The following is a 22938-nucleotide window of genomic DNA, read 5'->3' as shown; positions in this document are numbered from 1 at the left end:
CCTCTTAATTATAAAAGCTGTCACAATGACGGCTTTTTTTTATAAAAATCATAATTATTTGATTTACAGCAAAATATTTCACTATTAGTTAAAAACATTTTTATATTTTTAACAAACAATTAACTAATAGTCAAACAAACCATAACTATGCTGAAAAATAAAATAATTACAGTTATACTATGTATAGTCTGTTGTCAAAAAGGATTTTCTCAGGAATTTGATGAAATATTTACTAATGTTGAATCTGTTAATTACATATACATATCAGGTTCATTTTTAATAGATGATGAAACAAGTGTCATACCGCTCATTAATTTTGATTCATGTGAGGAAGTTGCTACTCATTTTTCAGTAACTACTCAATACGAAAACGGAAAAGTTATAGCTATTGGTGACGAATATTTGTTTTTAGATAACAATATTGTTCTGGGTGATAACCTGCAGTTTTTAATTAATGTAATAGACTGGCTCAATCCAGGTACAGGCAGAGTTACTCTTAAAGAAGAATTTATTGGTAATAATAACACTACAATACTTCAAAACAGCTTTTCTGAAAATAATTACATATTTAATACGTTCACAGGTAACATAACAACCTCTGCCCTTTTAAATACTGATATATTAATTTTAGCTAACGACTGGAATGAACTCGAACTTTATTCAACTGCTGAATTAGAAGTACTAGAGAGTTTTGTAGCTAATGGAGGCTCTCTATTATTAGCAGGAAATCCAGGTCTTTATATTGGGGAAATTGAACAATATTCAATGAATCAGGTTGCTAACTTGTTCGGCTTTGAAATAACGGAAAGTGAAACAACCTCTTACGAATTTCAGATTTTTTATCCCGAAACATTAAATCCATACTGTACTTCACCTTACTTTAATACTAATATTCCTCGTGGTGATAATCTAAGAATATTCAGAATGGCAGTTTCTACAATTGGAGAGTTTACCGAAAATAATGGAGGAGTAAACAACACTAGCCAGTTAATTGATGAATGGCTTGATACTATTAATGAAATTTATGGTAGAGAGTATTGTATGAGATTTGAACTTATACCTAATAATGATCTTTTGATTTTTGAAAACTCAGAAACCGATCCTTGGGAAACAATACCTGATGGTGCTGCTGGATGTACTGATGTTGAAGTAATACTTAACAATCAGCAAAGTATAATTGATGAAATTATAGGTGCCGAAAATTATGATTTAAGCCATGTTATTGCAACTTTTCCATATCAGGGAGGCGGATGTGCTGCTGACTTTAAACGTGCGATATCAGGAGATTTAAATATTTCTGTATGCAGGCATGAAATTGGTCACCAGTTTAGTCAGGCACATACTATAAATAATGAAAGTAATAACTATGAGCCCGAAAATGGCAACTGGACAATTCAGGGGGGAAATGATTATGGTTATGCTCACGGAGTATCATATCATCAACTCGCTCAGTTTTTATTAACAATTCCGTCTGTAGGTACTCAAATCCCCACAGGTAACACCATACCAACAATAAATGTTGGCCCTGATGTTGTAATCCCTATAAGTACTCCTTTTGCAATAACCGCAATAGCTGAAGATCCCGATCCTAATGATAATTTAACTTATGTATGGGATAACTTTAATCCTGCCCCACAACAATTTATACCAGTGCCGGACGATACAAAAGGGGCTTTATTCATGCGCTTAACTCCCGGTCCGATTCCTTCAAGAACATTTCCAAAAATCAGTGATGTAATAGCTAATAATAACAGTAATGCTCAGGAACAGTTACCTACACATCCACGCAATATGGATATAAGGGTTACAGTTAACGACAACCATAAAATGGAATATAACGGGCAAATGATTAATGCCAGCGGTATCAATTCTGATGATATAAGAATTATAGTTGCAGATGCAGGACCTTTTCAGGTGACAAGTCAAAATACTGATGGTATAGTTTATGCCGGAGGATCAACCCAGATAATAACATGGGATGTAAACGGTACAGATGTAGCCCCCGTTAACACACAGGATGTGTCAATTACCCTTTCTGATGACGGAGGTTATACCTACCCTGTTACCCTTTTAAGTAGTACTCCTAATAATGGTAGTGCAACAGTAGTATTACCTGATATTAATATTGAGAATGCAAGGATAAGAGTGGCCGCAAATAATAGTATCTATTTTGATATTAATACTGTTGATTTTAAAATTCAATCCACTTTATCTGTAGAGAAAGCACCTTTAGATTCTTTGGTAAACATCTACCCTAACCCAAGTAAAGACTATTTTATTATTGAGTTTACTACTCCTGTTAATTTTGATGCTAAACTATATGATGTAGCAGGGCGTACAGTAACACAACAATTTAACCAGGATAAGTTTGATGTGAGGAGTTTATCTCAGGGAACCTATATACTTGAAATTACAGATTTAGAAACTTCACAAAAAACAATACGAAAGATATTTATAGAAAGATAAAAAAAAGCAGCCTGATGGCTGCTTTTTTTTTTAATCGAGTGATAACGTTATCTGTCCGTCATCATCAAGTGTTATGGTATTGCTTTCATCAGTAAGATCTACTTCATCCTTCACTTCCATTTCCTCGGCAATTTCCTCTTCAGGCTCTTCATAAGGCAATGATTCCAACAGATTGATTTGCTTTACCTTATCTGCCGTTAACTGATTACCTAAGGCTTTTATACCTTTTACAGCTATAAAGTCCTCAAGATTTACTTCAATGTTATCTTTCTGCACTCCTTTTACTTTGGAGAATATAACCTCTGCAACCGGCCTGTAATCAGTAGATACTATTTCCAGTTGCGAATTAGGATGTTCAGTTATAAATATTTCTTCTTTGTTTTCGTTCTCTACCAAAAAACGTTTCACATAGTAGCGTGATTTTTCGCCATCATAATAAATAGCGGAAATCGGCTTTTTAGGAATCCATTTTTCAAGTACTATCATTCCTTCCTCAAAGTGAGTGGAAAGTTCAGGAACAATGGTTTTTAGCTTACCTGACTGATTAATGATAAGCAGCCTGTCATTTGGCCTGAATTCACCAAGCAACTCTCCCCTTCCGTCTACATTAAGACGCTGCACGGTATCATCAAACCAAATCCTTCTTGGTTTAAGGGTTGAAATACCTTTCTCCTTAAGCTCAATTCTCTTAATAGGATATTTGGTAACCGTATTTCCTCTGGATGCCCTTCCTTTTATGGCTAGTGTAGCAAAGTCAAGATCAAGTTTCAGCTTTTTAATGCTTCCTACCTGCCTTAATAATATGGTAACCACTTCTGCCTCTCCGTTAGGGTTTCCTGAAAAATACAGTATCTGCGATCCTTTAGTTCCCTGAGTTAAATCATAGGCTTTATCCCTGGTAATACTGGTAACATTAAAACGCTTAACATATGATGGCCCCGACTTACCATCTCGGTAAATCATATTGTATATGGTGCGCTTATCGTTCTTGTTAAATACCGCTACATAAATAATGTCTTTACCCACAAAGGTCTTAACATCTACTTTTGTAATCATCATGTTACCATCACGAAGGAAAACAATTACATCATCAATATCCGAACAATCAGCAACATATTCGTCCTTCTTAAGTCCGGTACCTATAAATCCTTCTTCACGATTTACATATAACTTGGTATTACGTAAAACCACTTTGGTAGCTTCAATATTATCAAAGCTTCTCAGTTCTGTTTTACGCTCCCTGCCTTTGCCATATTTATCCTTAAGGCTTTGGAAATAATTTATAGCAAATTCAATTATATGATCTAAATGGTGTTTTACCTGTTCTATCTCACCTTCTAAGGCTTCAATCTTTTCCTGAGCCTTGTCTATGTCAAACTTAGAGATACGTTTAATACGTATTTCGGTAAGCCTCACAATATCTTCTTCGGTAACGGCACGTTTAAGGTGTTTGGTAAAAGGCTTTAAACCTTCATCAATAGCCTTAATTACACCTTCCCAGGTTTCCTCTTCCTCAATAAGACGGTAAATCCTGTTTTCTATAAATATACGCTCAAGCGACTGGAAATGCCATTGCTCTTCCAACTCGTCTAGCTGAATCTCAAGTTCTCGCTTAAGCATATCCACCGTACGGTGTGTAGAAATCTTAAGCATGTTGCTTACGCCTATAAACAGTGGTTTGTGGTCTTCAATAACACAGCCAAGCGGCGCTATAGAAGTTTCACAGGCGGTAAAGGCAAATAATGCATCTATGGTTTTATCAGGAGATACTCCGGCAGGCAGGTGTATAAGTATTTCTACATCTGCTGCTGTGTTATCCTCTATCTTACGTATTTTGATTTTACCCTTTTCATTCGCTTTCAAAATACTGTCTATCAAAGAAGACGTATTAGTAGTAAATGGAATTTGGGTAATTACCAGTGTACTTTTATCCAGTTGCGATATTTTGGCACGTACCCTTACACGGCCGCCCCTCATACCGTCGTTGTAGTTCGAAATATCGGCTACACCACCCGTAGGAAAGTCAGGATAAATTGTAAACGGTTTGTTCTTTAATATTTTTATGGAAGCATCTATAAGCTCGATAAAGTTATGCGGAAGTACCTTGGTAGATAAACCTACCGCAATACCCTCTGCTCCCTGTGCAAGCAAAAGCGGAAACTTAACCGGAAGGTTTACCGGTTCATTTTTACGTCCGTCATACGATGCCTGCCATGTGGTAATTTTAGGGCTGTACAATACCTCTAAGGCAAATTTTGAAAGACGTGCCTCAATATAACGGGGTGCAGCAGCACCATCGCCTGTAAGGATATTACCCCAGTTACCCTGAGTATCTATAAGCAGGTCCTTTTGCCCTATCTGCACCATGGCATCACCAATACTGGCATCACCGTGAGGGTGATACTGCATGGTATGTCCTACCACGTTAGCCACCTTGTTGTAACGGCCATCGTCCAGTTCTTTAAGGGAATGCATTATCCTTCGTTGTACCGGTTTAAAACCATCTTCAATGGCTGGTACTGCACGTTCCAGGATAACATAGGAAGCATAATCCAGGAACCAGTCTTTGTACATACCCGTTACCTTGGTAATGGTATCCTGAGACTCCGGATTATCCGACTTTTCGTAAAAATGTTCGCCTTCTATAGGCTCTAAATTTTCTTCGTCCATGTATTTACTGCCTTAAGTCTTCATTTTCGCCAAAATATGTTATTCCGGCTTCTTTAAAAATATCTGCTAACTTATCAATCCTATCCGTAAAAAAAATATTGTATTTAAACCCTTCACTTTCAGCAGAAGTCGCACATGATAAGCAAACTTCAAGAAAGGCTATAATCTTCTCTTTAGTATCGTAAAACAAAATAAGATGTCGCGGTAAAAAACACATCCAACTGTAACCTTCAGGGTCTGATTCCTCTACAAATAAAAAATGATAGAGTTTTTCTGTTAATTCAGCATTTAAAATAACCCTGTCTATAAAATGTGAAGAATCAAGAAGTAATTCACCTTTCTCTATTATACCTCCTTTCTCATGCCACTTAAATCTCATCGGATATGATATTACCTCTATTTTACTTGCTTTTAAAAAAGGGGTTTTATTCCTATTTATCCACCACATCAAGTTCAACTTTAAGGTTATTGATAATAAACTCCTGCCTATCCGGTGTGTTTTTACCCATATAGAATTCCAGTAAGGTTTCTACAGAGGTAGCTTTATCCATAAGTACAGGGTCCAGCCTGATGTCCTGCCCTATGAAATGCTGAAACTCATCAGGTGAAATCTCTCCAAGTCCTTTGAATCGTGTTATTTCAGGTTTACCTTTCAGTTTTTCAATAGCATTACGTCGTTCTTCGTCTGAATAGCAGTATATCGTTTCCTTTTTGTTCCTTACACGGAATAAAGGGGTTTGTAATATATACAAATGGTTTTCCTTTATAAGCTCAGGGAAGAACTGAAGGAAGAACGTAATTAACAGCAGGCGTATGTGCATACCGTCAACATCGGCATCTGTTGCAATTACAATGTTGTTGTAACGCAGGTTTTCCATATCCTCCTCAATATCAAGAGCAGCCTGTAAAAGGTTAAACTCCTCGTTCTCATATACGATCTTCTTGGTCATGCCATATGAGTTAAGAGGCTTACCCCTTAAACTGAAAACCGCCTGTGTATTTACATCCCTTGATTTTGTAATAGATCCCGAAGCCGAGTCTCCCTCTGTAATAAATAAGGTACTCTCAAGGCTTCGCGGGTTTTTGGCATCGGTAAGATGCACCCTGCAGTCGCGTAGCTTTTTATTATGCAAACTGGCTTTTTTAGCCCTGTCCCTTGCTAATTTACGAATACCCGAAAGTTCCTTACGCTCGCGTTCTGCCTGTAATATTTTTCTAAGCAGGGCTTCTGCCACATCCGGGTTACGGTGCAGGAAGTTATCCAGCTTTGTTTTAATAAAGTCGTTTACAAAAGTACGCACCGTAGGCTGATTAGGCCCCATATCGGTAGAACCCAGTTTGGTTTTGGTCTGCGATTCAAATACGGGCTCCTCTACCTTAACGCTTATCGCGCTAACAATAGATTTACGAATATCGGCCGCTTCAAAGTTCTTGTTGTAAAACTCTTTTATAGTACGCACTATAGCCTCACGGAAAGCCCCAAGGTGTGTACCACCCTGTGTAGTGTTCTGTCCGTTTACAAATGAATAATACTCTTCACTGTATTGGGTTTTACTGTGCGTCATGGCTATCTCTATATCATCATCCTTAAGATGGATTATAGGATAGATCCTGTCGTCTTCGTTTATTGTTTCTCCAAGAAGGTCTTTAAGCCCTTCATCAGAGTAATATTTCTCACCATTGTAAATTATTGTAAGCCCTGTATTCAGGTAACAATAATTCTTAAGCATTTTTACAATGTACTCGTTACGATACTTGTAGTTTTTAAAAATTGTATCATCGGCCAAAAAGGTTACTTTAGTACCTTTTCGTTTAGTAGTTTCTGCAAGGTCTTCCTCCAGGGTAAGTTCACCTGCAGAGAATTCGGCAGCCTTAATCTGGTTATCCCTTACTGACTCTACCCTAAAATAGCTGGATAGCGCATTTACCGCCTTAGTACCCACACCATTTAGACCTACCGATTTTTTAAATGCTTTTGAGTCGTACTTACCACCGGTATTCATTTTAGACACTACGTCTACCACTTTACCCAAAGGAATACCACGACCGTAGTCGCGAACACTCACGGTCTTGTCTTTTACGGTAACCTCAATGGTTTTTCCGGTTCCCATAACAAACTCATCTATACAGTTGTCTATAACCTCCTTAAGTAGGATGTAGATACCGTCATCAGGTGAAGAGCCATCTCCAAGCTTACCAATATACATACCGGGACGCATACGGATATGTTCCTTCCAGTCTAATGAGCGAATGTTGTCTTCGGTGTACTGATTCTGCTCCAGCATAAAATTTATGGATTTTCTGCTAATATATTATATATAAGGGTAAAATGAAAGTGGTACGAAAGAAACTTATTAAGAGACTAATAACTTTTCGTGCATTATTTGTTTTTTAACTGTTATCCCCTGTTTATGCGGTATGCCAATACCGATTTTTCATTAATATACAGCATTAAATAACCGTTTGAGCCTGCCTCAAGCGGAACTTTAAATTCGGCAATATTGTCATTAAAAACAGGCTTTACCAACTTAAACTGTTTACTCTTGCTAAAAGCATATACAACAGTATCCTGTGGTTTTATATTCCTAATTTTAAACAGCAGGGTATTAGCTCTTCTGTCGGTAATCATTCCCTGTTGTGGGCTGAGCAATTCATATTTCCCTTTATGATAATTACCAAAATACAGTGGCAGTCCTGCAAAATCATTTTCGGTTTTATCGGTTAAAAGCCATTTCTTTTCATCGGGAAAATGGTTTAAAAAGAATATATCAGGATTCGTAAAAAAGTAGCTGTCGTTAAAATTATACTCAAACCTAAGTGGGCTGCCTGTAGCTGTTCCCGCTCCCCATGTTAAGTCTAAAAGTTTCCATTCACCGTTAATTTTTACGGCATTCCAGGCATGGTCTTTTGCGCCCGGTCCATCACCTATATGTGCTATATGCGACTTGGATGTTCCCGGTATTATTACCGCTTCAAGCCCTGTCCTTTCGGCTATAGCCACAAACAAGGCACAATACCCCTGACAAACCCCTTTTTGGGTCTTTAAGGTACGCTTAGCAAGGTCTTCATTAAGCTCCTTTAGTTTTTCAAGTTTTTCTGCCTCAGTACGATAAGAAAAACCTACAGGCCGTTCGTTAACACCATATTTGCCAATATCATAAACTACATGATGGGCTACCCAGGTAAATATAGCCCGGCCCTTTTCATCATCTTTGGTGAAATCAGCATTTATCCTATCTGCAAACTTATCGAGAGAAGAAAATGAATCAGGATATGCCCCTACTTTAGAGTCAACATGAGAAAAGTCCTGAGCATGTAAAGAAAAGCCCAGAAACAAAACAATTAACACTGTAAATCTAAAAAAAGGTTTTTTCATAGTCCTAAATAAAACAAGAATCCTGCCAGTTATTTATACTTATTCAGTATTGCCTTATCATACGTCGTCCAAAGACAGGCTTTTTGGTTAGCAGCCTTAAGAGCACAGTTTGTCCAGGTGTTACAAGTATAAAAAAGATTGTACTTGCCCTCCCCCTCGTAAAAAGCATCATATTGCCCATAACTGCGGTTGGCTATCCAGATTACCTCTCCGTTTTCATCATATTGAAAACTTCTCTCGATGTAATCAACCAACTTTCTGTAATCTTCTTTTGTTATGGTAAGCTTTACACAGTCATCATCCTGATTTACCGTTTTGTAAAACCTTGTATGCATTGCAGATGTACCCATATAAAATGCAGCCCTAAAGGCAGTACTTGCCTTTAAGTCACTCCATTTGGGGGTGTTAAGATAAAAACCTTTATCTCCCCAGCCAAAAGCCACATACTTAGCTAAGGTATCATTGGCTTTAGTTTCACTATAAAGTATTTGCCCTGTCCAGTCTTTTACATCATTCTTTACAGGCACTATAATATCGGTATGCACCCCGTTAGAGTTCACATACACAACAATATCTCCTTTTTCAGCATCAGTGTTTACCGGAATATAGGATAACACAAGAGTTGCAATTATGTAGACCGCTATAAAACATAACAATCCTATAATAAACTTCTTAATGATTTTAAAAATACCTTTAAGCGTTTTGCTCATAGTCAAAGTTGCGTATAATATCCTTTAACGCAGCATCATACTCTTTATTGGATATCTCTCCCGTCTCGACATCAAAATTTTCATCGAAGGAAGGCAACGAGAATGTAGCTTTAATATTACCGCCATACCACTTAAGGCTTATTTGTGCAGCTTCGAGCGAACTTGCACCACCTCTTTTACCAGGTGAAGTAGACATAAGCAATAAAGGTACATTAGCAAAGACTTCCTTCTTTTGACGAGAAGCCCAATCATATATGTTTTTAAAGGCAACAGTCATACCCGCATTATGCTCTGCCACAGAAATAACAAGAATATCTGCCGTCTCAATTTTTTCTAGAAACTTCCCTGCCAGTTCCGGCTTACCTATTTCCTTCTCCTTATCCACGCTAAATAAAGGCAGCTCATAATCGTTAAGATCCAGTATCTCAACGTCGCCTCCTTCAAACAGGTTTGCGGCATAGGTTGCCAGTTTTTTATTTATCGAATTTTTGCTGCTGCTTCCGCCAAAGGCAAGTATTTTCATAATAAAGGCTTTTATTGATTATTGATAAAGTTATTAAAACATTGGACATTTTTTTATTTACTTATGCCAAAATTATTATAAATAAAGACTTTTATATGCACTCACTCCTTTTGCCTTATATAAATATTACTATTAAAAGTTCCTTTTGAAAGTAGCTTAACAAACTCCCTTCGTGTAGGTTGTAAAAACACCTTAGTTGTATCCTTATTAATAGTAATATCTTTCACTATCGGTTTCAACATCTTACAATCTTCCTTGTCCGAAAAATAACTCCATATAAGAGTATCCTTTTGCATGGATAACATCCTTACATTCCAATAAACCGAATCTTTCTTATTAAGCACAAGGCTTCCCTTTATATGCTTTAGTTTATCATTCTCCGAAATACCAAAAACGGTATCTCTTATCATTGTGCTAAAATAAATGGTATCGCCTTTCTGTTTTGCCTCATAAACCGTTTTTAAACCATTCTCGACAAGAATAAGTTTTCCATCACTATAAACTACAGAATCTTTTAAAGAGCTTAGTTCTGATTTATTTATACTTCCTTTTATAGGGTATTCATAATAGATATACTTATCCGCTATACACAGGTCACGTTCCTGACCGGTAATTTTATACACTCCCCTGAATTTTAAAGGAAAAGAATTTAATTCAGAATCCATAACAGGCTGGGCATCCTTAAAATAAAACTCAACTCCATACAGTTCATGCATAGCAGATTCTTTGCAGGAAATAATTAATATAATAGTAAAGAATAAAAATGTAATTTTTTTCATCAATATTGAATTTCATCAAATATAAAAAAAGCCCTGCTGGTTTGCAGGGCTTTTTTTATTTCTGTTTTCTATATCATTATACGTTAAATCTAAAGTGCATTACATCACCATCCTTAACGATATATTCTTTACCTTCTACTCTTAGTTTTCCGGCTTCTTTTACTTTAGATTCAGAACCATAGGTTACATAGTCATCATAAGCAATAACCTCTGCACGGATAAAACCTTTCTCAAAATCAGAGTGTATAACACCAGCTGCCTGAGGAGCGGTATCACCAATATTAATAGTCCATGCACGAACTTCTTTTACACCCGCAGTAAAATAAGTTTGTAGGGTAAGAAGTTTATAAGCAGAGCGAATTAATGCACTTGCACCCGGTTCTTTTAGACCAAGGTCTTCAAGAAACATCTGGCGCTCTTCATAAGTTTCAAGTTCAGTAATGTCAGCCTCAGTACCTACAGCAAGGAACATAACCTCTGCATTTTCATCCTTTACCATTTCACGTACTTTCTCTACATAGGCATTACCTGTAGCAGCAGCACCTTCATCTACATTACATACATAAAGTACCGGCTTAGTAGTAATAAGTTGGAAAAGCTCCATTAACTCTTCCTCATCCTGATTTTGAGGCTGTACAGTTCTTGCCGACTTACCCTGTAAAAGTGCTTCTCTTATTCTTTCAAGCAAAGCTGCTTCTACCTGAGCTTCCTTATTTCCTGTTTTAGCAGTTTTCTTAGCTTTTTCAAGACGTTTCTCAACCGTCTCAAGATCTTTAAGCTGAAGCTCTATATCAATAGTCTCTTTATCTCTTATAGGATTTACACTACCGTCTACGTGAACTATATTGTCGTTATCAAAACAACGTAGTACGTGGATAATAGCGTTACACTCCCTTATGTTTCCTAAAAACTGGTTTCCTAAACCTTCACCTTTACTCGCTCCTTTTACAAGACCGGCAATATCAACAATTTCTACAGTTGCAGGAATTACACGCTCCGGGTTAACAAGTTCTTCAAGCTTTTGAAGTCTCGGGTCCGGTACGTTTACTACACCAACATTAGGCTCTATAGTACAAAACGGAAAGTTTGCACTTTGTGCTTTTGCATTAGATAAACAATTGAAAAGTGTCGATTTTCCAACATTTGGCAATCCTACAATACCTGCTTTCATTATTAAGTGATTTTTTAAGGGTGCAAATATAAGTTTTTGAAATTAAATAACAGGGCGCCCGCTGTCAATTTAATTCTAAGTTTTACCAATACTTTAGGTTTATCTAAAAATATATTTAACATCTGGCTATTAACTTTGTAAAATAACCTAAAGCTATGAGATTATGAAAAAGCTAATAACAATGATGGTGCTTACATTAGGTTTTACGCTTAATGCACAAAACACCAACGTAACAAAGGAAACCAAAACAACAACCGTCACGGTTGATGACGGTACAACAGAACCTAAGAAAATTGTAAAAACCCAAAAAACAGAAGCGGTACAGGATATCGAACTTAAAAATGCTGAATCCAGAGCATTAAACAAAGACATTAAGCCTACCCCTGTTAAAGTTACAGAAACCACTACTGTAGCCGGAGACTACATTCCGCCAACAGAAATTGGTAAGAAAATAAGTTATATATATGATGACAGGACTTATACCCTTGTAGCAGACAAAACCGGGTACCATATAATGAACCCGGCTAACAAGGATGTAGGTGTAATGAGAAGGACATCAAACAATAACTATATATATAGAACTAAAGACAAGATTTCTGTAAGCTATTTTGATGCTCAGGGAAATCTTGTTATTGAGACATATGATGATAAGTCAGACAATATTACCATAGAAAGGTATACAAGAGTAAAACAGTAAATTACCCAAAAATTGCTATTAAAAAATCCCCACAATAGTCGGGGATTTTTTATGCTTATCAAATTCTCGACAAAAACATTTAAATTCTAATTAATACATCATCTCTATCCTTTTTTTAATTATAAGCCAACAGGTTATATAATTTTGAATAAAAAAAGGACACAATGAAAAATACTATTACTTTACTGTCTGCTCTTTTTATGAGCATATTATCTCAGGCACAGGAACCAACATTTACATGGGTTACTACTCCTGAATTTGAATTAAGTTTTAATCCGGAAATGGTAGGCTACGTTAATGCCATAGACAATTCAGGAAACATATATATGGCTGGGTTCATGAATAACGGTACTCCTTGCTCACCGGAAATAATGGGAAATCTTCTGTACAATAAGTATGATACAGAAGGAGAAATAATTTTCTCCAAAACATTTAATGGTACAGGTGCTATTTTTAATTTAAAAATTGATACTGACGACAACACAATTATGGCACTTGGATTTCAGGATAACATAACAATTAATAATACTACTATCACCGCGCCAATACCTTTTCAGACAAAGTTATTACTAATAAAATTAGATAGTAACGGAGAACTGCTTTGGTATTATGAACCTGTTATGGAAAATGCCGAAGAATGGGATGTTGTAACAGACTTTAGAGGTATTACCACTGATAGTAATAACAATATCTATATAGCTTACGACAACTTTTTTAATTCCTTTATTACAAAACTAACATCTGAAGGTGATGAGCTGTTTACAATTACACAGAACAATGTAAACAGAATCACTTCTGTTAGCGTAGATCCAAGTGGTAATATTTATGCTGCGGGATCTTGTGCAACAATAAATGCAACTTATGCGGGTGTAGCGGTATCTCCATCAGGACAGAACTTTGCCTACAACACCTATGTTGTAAAATATAGCAGCACTGGTGAATACCAGTGGTTAAAATATGTAGAAGACATTACCTGTCCTACACCTCAGGTTGTTGCTTATAGTGATAATGAAATTTACTTCAGCTCATATCTTACCGGCAATCTAATGTTCGATGATATAACAACTGATGGAGGGAACGCTTTTGTTGATTTTTTCCTTGCTAAACTTAATGCTATAGGTACATACCAGTGGGTAAGAGAAGTTCCCGGAACCACAGGGAACGCAGAGTTAGGCAACAGAAATTACCTTAATACGGATAGTGAGGGTAACATATACATAAGCGGAAAAACAAGATGGGAAACCGACTGGGGCAATGGAATTGTAACAAATACAGAGGGTTTTAGCAGTGATGCTTTAATTTTAAAGTACACCCCACAAGGAAATCTTACACTTGTAAAAACTATAACCGGAAGTGGGGAAAGCAGGGTTGATAATATTGTTATAAATGACTCCGGAGATATTTTTGTTACAGGAATAAGCTATGGCACTACCCTTTTTGACAATATAGAGTATGAATTTGACGAGTTTACAAACTTTAGCTATATGGCAAAATTGAGTACCAACTCATTAGGTGTAGAACAAAACAATATTACCGGTGTTGCCATATATCCTAACCCATCTGCCAACTATATACATATTAATGGTATACAGGAAAACAGTAAAGGATCTATATACAATACACTAGGCCAAAAGGTAAAGGATTTTGAAATCCAGCCTAATGAAAGTATTGACATTAGCGATTTATCCAAAGGGACATACATTATAAAACCTGAAGGATACTCCTCTATCAAATTCATTAAAATTTAGAACTGCTAATCTGTATATACTGCCCTTTATGTTTTTGAAGAACATAAAGGGCTTTTTTTGTCTTACACGCTTTTTTTCACAATACTCAACATTATTTTATACCCTTTTTTAGCTAAATAAGTATTTAAAAAATACTATTTTTCTTATAATTTTTATTTTTTAATAAAATTAACAAACAAATAATACAATAAAGCCAAAATGTTAATTTAAGGTAAAAATTTAGTAAATTAACAATTAACACCTCTTAATCCATATTTTAAATAACAAATATTCAATTTTAGCATTTTATATTAATAATTTTAAAATCCTAAACTTTTTAACATATTTTGTTATTTATAACACAAAAAATCATTATCTAACTTTATAGTTATTTTTTGTTTAATTTCTTCATATTAAAGCTACAGTGTGATAATTAACACAAAATGTGCCTTAATTTTTTATAAATTTAAAACCCTTTTAACAAACTAAATATTAATCTATGAGAAAAATTACATTCTTAATTTTTTTATCATTAATTTCCATGTGTTCTTTTGCACAGTTGCCGGATGCACCCGAAGACTTTGAAGGAACATTTCCGCCTGCCGGATGGAATGTTTATGATAATGGTTTTGGAACCTTAAAAGATTGGGTACAGACACCAGGCGGTACAGCCGAACCATTCCCTGCCTACGAGGGCACTTACTCTGCAATGGTAGACAGAGAAAACGTGCCGGATACCGATCCGACACCACAAGACTGGTTAGTTACCCCTCTTGTAACTTTGCCTGATAACCCACAGTTACTTTTTTATTCTCGTTTGGGTGTAAATGGTGATCAGGGTGGTCTTTACCGTATAATGGTATCTACAGACCCAGACCCTTCTAACTTAGCCGCTTATACACAAATAACTCAGTGGACTGAAACACAAATCAACCCTGTACAGCAGGAATATACCGAAAAAACTGTACAACTTACAGGTCTTGGCGGGCAGTCTGTATATCTGGCCTTCGTAATGATAGGTGACGATGACGACAGATGGCTTATTGACTATGTAAGAATTGTTGAAGAATGTTTACCTCCCACTGCCTTAACAGTTGCTAATATCGGGCTAGACTCTGCAGAATTAAACTGGACAAGCCCGACAGGTGTTACTTCATGGGAAATTGAAGTAATAGAAGCCGCTTTACCTTCAACAGGTATAGGAGAAGTTTACTCAGACCTCCTTCCTTATACTGCAGAAAATCTTGATCCTGATACAAACTATAAATTTTATGTGCGTTCTGTTTGTGGTGTAGGAAACTACAGTGCATGGGCAGGTCCGCTAAACTTTAGTACGGCAGCCCTTGGCGAAACTTGCGGGGCTCCTATAGAAATAACGACATTGCCTTATTCTACTACAGATAACACCTCAAACTATGGAGACGACTACAGTGGTTCACCGGGGGCATCAGGCTGTGGTACAACAAACAATTATCTTAATGGTGATGATGTAGTATATGCTTATACTGCAACTGCCGATGGAGTAATTAGTATAAATATGACAGGTACAGGCAATGCTGCCGGTATTTTTGTTTATGATGATTGTGCAGATATTGGTGTTAACTGTTTAGCTGGTGGAGTGGGTAACGCTACAACACCTGTTTCCCTTCCAACAGTATCAGTATTATCAGGAACAACATATTATATAGTAATTTCTACTTGGGCTACACCTCAGTCTACACCTTATACATTAACAGTACAGGTTGTAAACTGTCCTCCTCCTACAAACTTATCTGCAACAAATATTGATAATGACTCAGCAGATCTTTCATGGAACGCAAATGGTTCAACAGAATGGGAAATTGTTGTTCAACCTGTAGGTACAGGTATACCTGCCGGATCGGGCACAGGCATCACTGTTAACAGTAACTATAATGTAACAGCTACAACCGGAGGTACTCCGTTTACAGAAGCTACTACATATGAGTACTATGTAAGAGGCGATTGTGGTAACGGTACATTTAGTGCATGGGCAGGTCCATATATATTTATGACAACTCAGCTTCCTGCAGCCATGGACTTTACTGATGGTTTTGAAGCTGCATCCGGATGGAGTTTAAGTAACGGTACAGCGCCTAACCAATGGGTAATAGGTAATGCCGTAAATAATGGAGGTAGTAACTCCTTATATATAACAAATGATGCAGGTGTTTCAAATTCATTTACAAATACTGTTACTTCAGTAGTACATGCATATAGAGATATCCAGATGCCTGCAACTGTAGATCAGTTACTTCTTTCTTATGACTGGAGAGCAGTTGGTGAATCTTGCTGTGACTATCTAAGAGTATGGGTAGTACCTGCAACATTTGTACCTACAGCGGGCACACAAATTACTGCGGCTGCAAGTGGAGGAACTCAGTTTGGTGGTAACCAAAACATGAACTCAAACTTCCTTACGGCAAACTATGTAGTTAATGCTACTGCTTATTCAGGTCAGGTAATGCGTTTAATTTTTGAGTGGAGAAACGATGGCAGTATTGGTGCTAACCCTCCTGCTGCGGTAGATAATGTTAACCTTTCGGTTATTACATGTCCTGCTCCTACTAACCTAGTTCTTAATGATCTGCAAATAGATCAGGCAACAATTTCATGGACGGGACCTTCATCAGTTTCACCTACTTTTGATTACTATCTATCAACAACAAATACACCTCCAACAGATGCTACAGTTCCTACTGATAACGTACCTGGAACAACTGCTGTTTTAGATCCTCTTGACGATTCTACAGGTTATTTTGTTTGGGTAAGAAGCAATTGCGGAACAGACGATTATAGCTTCTGGGTTGGACCATTAGCATTTAATACACCACAAGTCCCTGCCGACTTAAATTTCTTCGATGATTTTGAAGACGGCACGGTAGAATGGACATTAAATAACGGTACACAAACAAACAAATGGATTGTTGGTACCGCAACAAGTAATGGTACTGGAAGCTCTTTATACATAACTAACGATAACGGCGTATCAAATGCATTTACAAATAACAGCACTTCGGTAGTACATGCATATAGAGATTTACAAATGCCTGCTACTGCAGTAAGTGAAATAAGTGTTTCTTTCGACTGGAAAGCAGTAGGTGAATCATGCTGTGACTATTTAAGAGTTTGGATGGTTCCTATAACCTTCACACCTACTCCGGGAACTATGATTACCGGCGCTAGTGGTGGTACACAAATTTCTCCGGGTAACCTTAATATGAATGCAAACTGGACAACTGCTAATTATGTTGTAGATGCTTCCGGTTACGCACCAGGACAAATAGTTCGACTTATTTTTGAATGGAGAAATGACGGTAGTGTTGGTACAAACCCTCCTGCAGCTGTAGATAATGTTAATGTATCTGTAATAACTTGTCCTGCACCGGATGGTTTAGCAGTTTCTAATGTTACAGAAGATTCTGCTACAGTTTCTTGGAACCCACCTGCAGACTTACCTGATAGTTATGATTATTATCTTTCTACATCAAATACCTCTCCGGCTCCGGATGCGGTAGTAACAGATAACGTAGATCCTACAACTGTAGATTTAGATGGCTTAACCCCTTCAACTACATACTATATTTGGGTAAGAAGTAATTGTGGAACGGATGACTACAGTTTCTGGGTAGGTCCGTTAGTATTCAATACAACACAAATCCCTGCCGACACTAATTTCTATGATGATTTTGAAGGTCCTGTAGAATGGACTCTTAATAATGGTACTCAACCAAACCAATGGGTAGTTGGTACTGCGGTAAGTAACAGCCCTACAAGTTCACTTTACATTTCTAATGACAGTGGAACAAGTAATGCTTATACAAACAATTCATCGTCAACAGTACATGCATATAGAGATATCGCAATTCCTGCTACAGGTGTTGGTGAGGCTATTCTTCAGTTCGATTGGCTTGCAATGGGAGAAAGCTGCTGTGACTATTTAAAAGCATGGATAGTGCCGGTTACTTACACTCCTACTCCTGGTACAATGATAACAACTACAAATAGTGGGGGTATTCAGTACGGAGGTAACTTTAACCAAAGTAGTAGCTGGACTACAGAAACATATATATTTGATGCTTCTCCTTATCAGGGTCAAACTTTACGTTTAGTATTCGAATGGAGAAATGACGGTAGTGTGGGTACAAACCCTCCAGCGGCTGTAGATAATGTAATCTTACAGATCCTTACATGTCCGGCTCCTGTAGATTTACTTTCTTCAGGAATGCAGGGTACATCATTTGTAGAGCTTTCATGGACTCCTGTAGGAAGTGAAACACAATGGGAAGTTGTTGTACAGCCTATGGGTACCGGTAACCCGGGTCAAACTCCTGCAGAATCAGTAATTGTTACTGATAACCCTACTTATACACTTGATATAGAAGAAGGTGAATATTATGAATATTATGTAAGAGCTATTTGTAGCGAGTCAGATATAAGTCTATGGGCAGGACCACTTGTATTCTCTATCTTTAATCCACCTGGATGTGCAAATGTAGAGGTATTCGATCCTGAACTTGAGATATTACTTCCTAATAGTGAAATCGTAATTTGTCCGGAAGAAGACAACTGTATTCCTCTTACTGCAAATTACCTACAAACAGGAGAAACTTCTTCATACGAAATAGAAAGCATTGACTATGCTCCGCCGTTCCCGTTCACGGGTGGTACTCCGGTATCAGTTGGTACGGACGACGTTTGGTCTCCACTTGTACAACTTCCTTTTGATTTCTGTTTCTTTGGAGAAATCTATTCAGAGGTTCTTGTAGGTTCAAACGGAGTAGTGACATTTAATACAGGTAACCCAAGCGGATATTGTCCTTGGTCATTTAACCAAACAATCCCTAATACAGGATTCCCTATCCTAAACGCTATCTATGGTGTTTATCAGGATATCGACCCAAGCATTAATAACGACAACGTTGACCCGGATATTAACTTCCAGGTATTAGGTAACTACCCTTGTCGTGCACTTGTTGTAAACTTCTCTGAGGTAGCTCAGTTTAGCGGCGCTTGTAACAACGATCCTGCTATTGGCGGACAAACTACTCAGATTGTTCTTTATGAAATATCAAACGTAATTGAGATTTATATTGGTAACAGAATTCCTTGTACTTCTTGGCAAAATGGTGCCGGTGTTGTAGGTCTTCAAAATGCCGGTGGTACTGTAGCTTTTGTTCCGGATGGAAGAAACACAGGTCCTTGGACAGCAACTGAAGAGGCTTGGAGATTTACTCCAAACGGAACTTCAAACGTTGTTTTTGAGTGGCTTCAGGATGGTGTATCATACAGTGATCAGGAAGAGATTACTGTTTGTGTAACCGAGCCTACAACAATGACAGCGCGTGCTACTTATACAAACTGTAACGGTGAATTATTAGTTAGAGATACTAGTGTATTGCTTCGTTTAGCTGAAGAGATTGAAGAGCAGGACCCTAATGACCTTGCTGTATGTAATACTACAGGAAGTGCTACATTTAACCTGCCGGATAGTATGGTAGATATTATTGCAGGACTTGAAAATCCTGAAAACTTTACATTTACTTACTATTTAACTGAGGCAGCAGCAAATCTTGGAGGTGAAGATAATTTACCGGACTCTTACACTACAACTACTAACCAGACTATCTATGTAAGGGTACAGGAAAATGGCAGCGATTGTTTTACAGTTTGGTCATTTGATCTTATTATTGAAAACAACCCGCCTCAATTCACTTTAGACGGAGACTTTGACGTGTGTGAAGGCGAAACAGTTACGGTAACGGTTACTCCTATTAATTTTGACCTTACTGAAGCTACATATAGCTGGACATTTGAAGGTGCTGCATTACCAGATACAGGAAGCACTATTACCGCTACAGAAAGTGGTATATATGAAGTTGTGATAGACCGCAACGGATGTACTGCCAGTGAAGCCGTTCAGGTAACTATTACTCCTCTTCCTGTTGCAGATGTTATGACAGATGTTACTTCTTGTGACAGTTATGTGTTACCGGAATTAAGTGCAGGAAACAACTACTACACAGGTCCTGCAGGTTCAGGTGATATGCTTACAGCTGGTACTGAGTTAACATCTGGACAGATGGTTTATATCTATGCTCAGGTTGAAGGTACTGACTGTTCAGACGAGAGCAGCTTTACAATAACTGTTGTTCCTACTCCGGTACTTGGAATAACAGGTGGCTGTGAAGGCGGATTATATATTCTTGAGGTTTCTCTTGATGATAATTATACTGAAAACACGGTTACTATCGAATGGACAGGGCCTAACGGATCTACGATAGGCACAGGTCTTACAGTTACAGCTGAAGAGATAGGAGACTATATGGTAACAGTAACTCCTCTGGGTGGTGATATCTGTTCTTCTGTTCTTGTACAGAGTGTTGAAAGTATAGCATGTTTAATCCCTCGTGGTATTTCGCCAAATGAAGATGGTATGAACGATAACTTCGACCTTAGAGGATTTGGTGTAACCAAGCTAAGCATCTTTAACCGTTACGGTAAAGAGGTTTACAGTAAAACAGATTATACTAACGAGTGGTATGGACTTGACGAACACGGAAAAGAACTTCCTACAGGTACTTATTTCTACTCACTTGAGTTAAATGATGGTACCAGCAAAACGGGTTGGGTTTACATCAACAGAGAAGACTAAGATATAATAAAGGTATGGCAAAGGAGCCCTTATGGGCTCCCCTGTCTTCCTTTGCCTAACAAAAAAGAAAACACACACATGAGAAAAATATACCTTGCCGCTTTGGTGGCATTGTGTGGCCTTGCTGATGTTTCTGCACAGCAGGACCCGCACTATACGCAGTACATGTATAACATGAACGTGATCAACCCTGCCTATGCGGGCTCGAAGGAGAATTTGTCCTTTGGGTTATTGTACCGCAAACAGTGGGTTGACATCCAGGATTCCCCAACCACGGCAACCTTCTCAGGGCACAGCCCTGTAGGTAAGAATGTGGGATTGGGCCTATCTGTAATCAACGACCAGATCGGTCCTGTAAAGGAGACCAACACCTATGCGGACTTCTCCTACACCCTTAACTTAGGTGGAGAGCACCGCCTTGCCCTTGGCCTTAAGGCCGGAGCAACGTTCCACGATGTGGGGCTATACAGTGACATCGGTAACGGATATGTACCGGCGCCGGGCGACCCTGCCTTCAGTGAGAACGTTAACAACACCTATTTCAACATAGGTGCAGGATTCTTCTACTACACCCAGAAGTACTATGTGGCCTTCTCGGTACCGAACATGCTTAAGAGCAAGCACCTTGACCTTACCCAAAGCGGAACTGACCTTCAGTTCGGATCGGAAGTTCAGCACTACTTCCTAACGGGGGGTTACGTATTCCAGTTATCGGATAACGTAAAGCTAAAACCCTCTTTCATGTTAAAATCAGCCTTCAACGTATCGCCTTCTATAGACGGTTCACTGAATGCGCTGTTCTTTGAGCGCTTTGAGATCGGGGCCACCTACAGGCTTGATGACTCTTTTGGTGGTATGGTCAACTACAGGATTACCCCTAACCTTAGGCTGGGTTATGCCTATGACCATATTGTTTCCGACCTTAACATCACTACCCCAGCCTCGCATGAGGTAATGCTGTTATTCGATTTGAACTTCCCTAAGAAAGTATCACGTTCACCACGTTATTTCTAACCTAAAAGCGACCAAGAAAAATGAAGAACCTATATATCAGTTTAAGTTTTATGCTGGCAGCACAGTTTGCCATGGCACAGAGCAGGGAAACCGAGAAGGCGGACAAGCTGTATGCCAGGATGGAATATGTTGATGCCGCCAATGAATATATGAAGCTATCAGGCAAGAGCGACCCTTATGTTTACAGGCAGCTGGCCGAGAGCTACTACAATGTCTTTAACAGCAAGGAGGCGGTAAAATGGTATGCCAAGGCTACCGAGAGCCAGCAGGAAGCTGAGATCTATTACCACTATGCCCAGATGCTTAAGGCCGAAGGCAGGTATGAGGAGGCTAATGCGCAGATGCGTAAGTTTGCCCAGTTAAAGCCGAATGACGAGAGGTCTGTGGCCTTTATGAAAGACCCTGACTACCTTCCGAAATTAAGGAACCAGACAAGATTGTTTGATGAGAAGAAGCTGGACATCAACGATGAGAAGTACAGCTCCTTTGGTGCGGTACTTACCGATGACAACAACTTCTACTTCACCAGCGCAAGAAATACGGCAAGGAAGACCTACGGGGCTAACGAACAGCCGTTCCTTGATATGTACATGGCTACCTATAATGCCGACGGTACCCTTAGTGAGCCGACCCCTATTGCCGATGTGAACAGCAAATGGCACGACGGCCCTGCAGCGGTAAGCGCAGACGGTAACACGATGTATTTCTCCAGCGAGAGCTTTAAGGAGAGCAAACAGTTTGAGAGGGATAAGGACAACAACCTTAAACTGGGCCAGGTATACCTTTACAAGGCTACCAAGGCTGACGGCAAATGGGGTAACATCCAGCCGCTTCCTTTCAACGAGAAGACCTACTCAACAGGTAACCCTGCCATCAGTGCAGACGGCAAGACGCTTTACTTTGTTTCGAACCGTCCGGGAGGCCAGGGCGGCAACGATATCTGGAAGGTGGAGGTTAAGGGCAACAACACCTATGGTGAGCCACAGAACCTTGGGGATAAGATCAACACCCCAGCCAATGACAATTTCCCATACATCACCTCAGAGGGCAAGCTGTACTTCTCCTCAGACGGAAGGAAAGGCTTTGGAGCACTGGACGTGTTTTGGTGGACCTGAAGAAAGGAACAGAAGTA

At 38.5% G+C, this 22938-nt stretch carries 14 protein-coding genes; 6 read left to right on the top strand and 8 right to left on the bottom strand.

The features are described 5' to 3' along the window. The first annotated feature begins 147 nt into the window (after window positions 1-147). Complete coding sequence (locus FUA48_RS13130) at window positions 148-2466, top strand: reprolysin-like metallopeptidase (RefSeq protein ID WP_147583950.1); 2319 nt, start codon at window positions 148-150, stop codon at window positions 2464-2466. Between the two features lie 30 nt (window positions 2467-2496). On the opposite strand, the gene FUA48_RS13125 is transcribed toward FUA48_RS13130, so the two are convergent. The 8 genes from FUA48_RS13125 to ychF all read right to left on the bottom strand — a co-directional run bounded on the left by FUA48_RS13125 (window position 2497) and on the right by ychF (window position 11695). After that, window positions 2497-5136 carry a DNA gyrase/topoisomerase IV subunit A gene (locus FUA48_RS13125; protein WP_147583949.1) on the bottom strand — a complete coding sequence of 880 codons (2640 nt, stop codon included), beginning with the start codon at window positions 5134-5136 and terminating at the stop codon, window positions 2497-2499. Between the two features lie 4 nt (window positions 5137-5140). Beyond that, a complete protein-coding gene (locus FUA48_RS13120; RefSeq protein WP_147583948.1) occupies window positions 5141-5584 on the bottom strand; it encodes a hypothetical protein in 444 nt (147 codons plus the stop codon). Next, window positions 5568-7421: a DNA topoisomerase IV subunit B gene (locus tag FUA48_RS13115; protein WP_147583947.1), complete on the bottom strand. Its 1854-nt coding sequence runs from the start codon at window positions 7419-7421 to the stop codon at window positions 5568-5570. The genes FUA48_RS13120 and FUA48_RS13115 overlap by 17 nt, the downstream gene beginning before the upstream one ends. Before the next feature lie 113 nt (window positions 7422-7534). Continuing rightward, window positions 7535-8512 (bottom strand): transglutaminase domain-containing protein, encoded by a 978-nt coding sequence (locus tag FUA48_RS13110; protein WP_147583946.1) that lies wholly within the window; start codon window positions 8510-8512, stop codon window positions 7535-7537. Between the two features lie 29 nt (window positions 8513-8541). Next, window positions 8542-9222 carry a TIGR02117 family protein gene (locus FUA48_RS13105; protein WP_147583945.1) on the bottom strand — a complete coding sequence of 227 codons (681 nt, stop codon included), beginning with the start codon at window positions 9220-9222 and terminating at the stop codon, window positions 8542-8544. After that, window positions 9206-9745 carry an NADPH-dependent FMN reductase gene (locus FUA48_RS13100; RefSeq protein WP_147583944.1) on the bottom strand — a complete coding sequence of 180 codons (540 nt, stop codon included), beginning with the start codon at window positions 9743-9745 and terminating at the stop codon, window positions 9206-9208. The genes FUA48_RS13105 and FUA48_RS13100 overlap by 17 nt, the downstream gene beginning before the upstream one ends. 101 nt (window positions 9746-9846) lie before the next feature. Beyond that, window positions 9847-10524, bottom strand: a complete 678-nt coding sequence (locus FUA48_RS13095) for a hypothetical protein (RefSeq protein ID WP_147583943.1) — start codon at window positions 10522-10524, stop codon at window positions 9847-9849. A gap of 76 nt (window positions 10525-10600) precedes the next feature. Next, complete coding sequence (ychF, locus tag FUA48_RS13090) at window positions 10601-11695, bottom strand: redox-regulated ATPase YchF (RefSeq protein WP_147583942.1); 1095 nt, start codon at window positions 11693-11695, stop codon at window positions 10601-10603. Between the two features lie 163 nt (window positions 11696-11858). Here ychF and FUA48_RS13085 point away from each other — a divergent pair, with 163 nt between their 5' ends. The 5 genes from FUA48_RS13085 (at window position 11859) to FUA48_RS18555 (ending at window position 22921) form a co-directional block, all read left to right on the top strand. Then, window positions 11859-12392, top strand: coding sequence for a hypothetical protein (locus FUA48_RS13085; RefSeq protein ID WP_147583941.1), 534 nt, complete (start codon window positions 11859-11861; stop codon window positions 12390-12392). Between the two features lie 164 nt (window positions 12393-12556). After that, window positions 12557-14140, top strand: coding sequence for a T9SS type A sorting domain-containing protein (locus tag FUA48_RS13080; RefSeq protein WP_147583940.1), 1584 nt, complete (start codon window positions 12557-12559; stop codon window positions 14138-14140). 478 nt (window positions 14141-14618) lie between these two features. Next, window positions 14619-20792, top strand: a complete 6174-nt coding sequence (locus tag FUA48_RS13075) for a fibronectin type III domain-containing protein (protein WP_147583939.1) — start codon at window positions 14619-14621, stop codon at window positions 20790-20792. 78 nt (window positions 20793-20870) lie between these two features. After that, window positions 20871-21806: a PorP/SprF family type IX secretion system membrane protein gene (locus tag FUA48_RS13070; RefSeq protein ID WP_147583938.1), complete on the top strand. Its 936-nt coding sequence runs from the start codon at window positions 20871-20873 to the stop codon at window positions 21804-21806. A 20-nt stretch (window positions 21807-21826) separates the two neighbouring features. Next, complete coding sequence (locus FUA48_RS18555; protein ID WP_240732460.1) at window positions 21827-22921, top strand: hypothetical protein; 1095 nt, start codon at window positions 21827-21829, stop codon at window positions 22919-22921. The last annotated feature ends 17 nt before the right edge of the window (window positions 22922-22938 follow it).

The organism is Flavobacterium alkalisoli (assembly GCF_008000935.1).
Taxonomy (GTDB): Bacteria; Bacteroidota; Bacteroidia; order Flavobacteriales; family Flavobacteriaceae; genus Flavobacterium; species Flavobacterium alkalisoli.
This window is presented reverse-complemented; position numbering and strand designations above follow the sequence as displayed.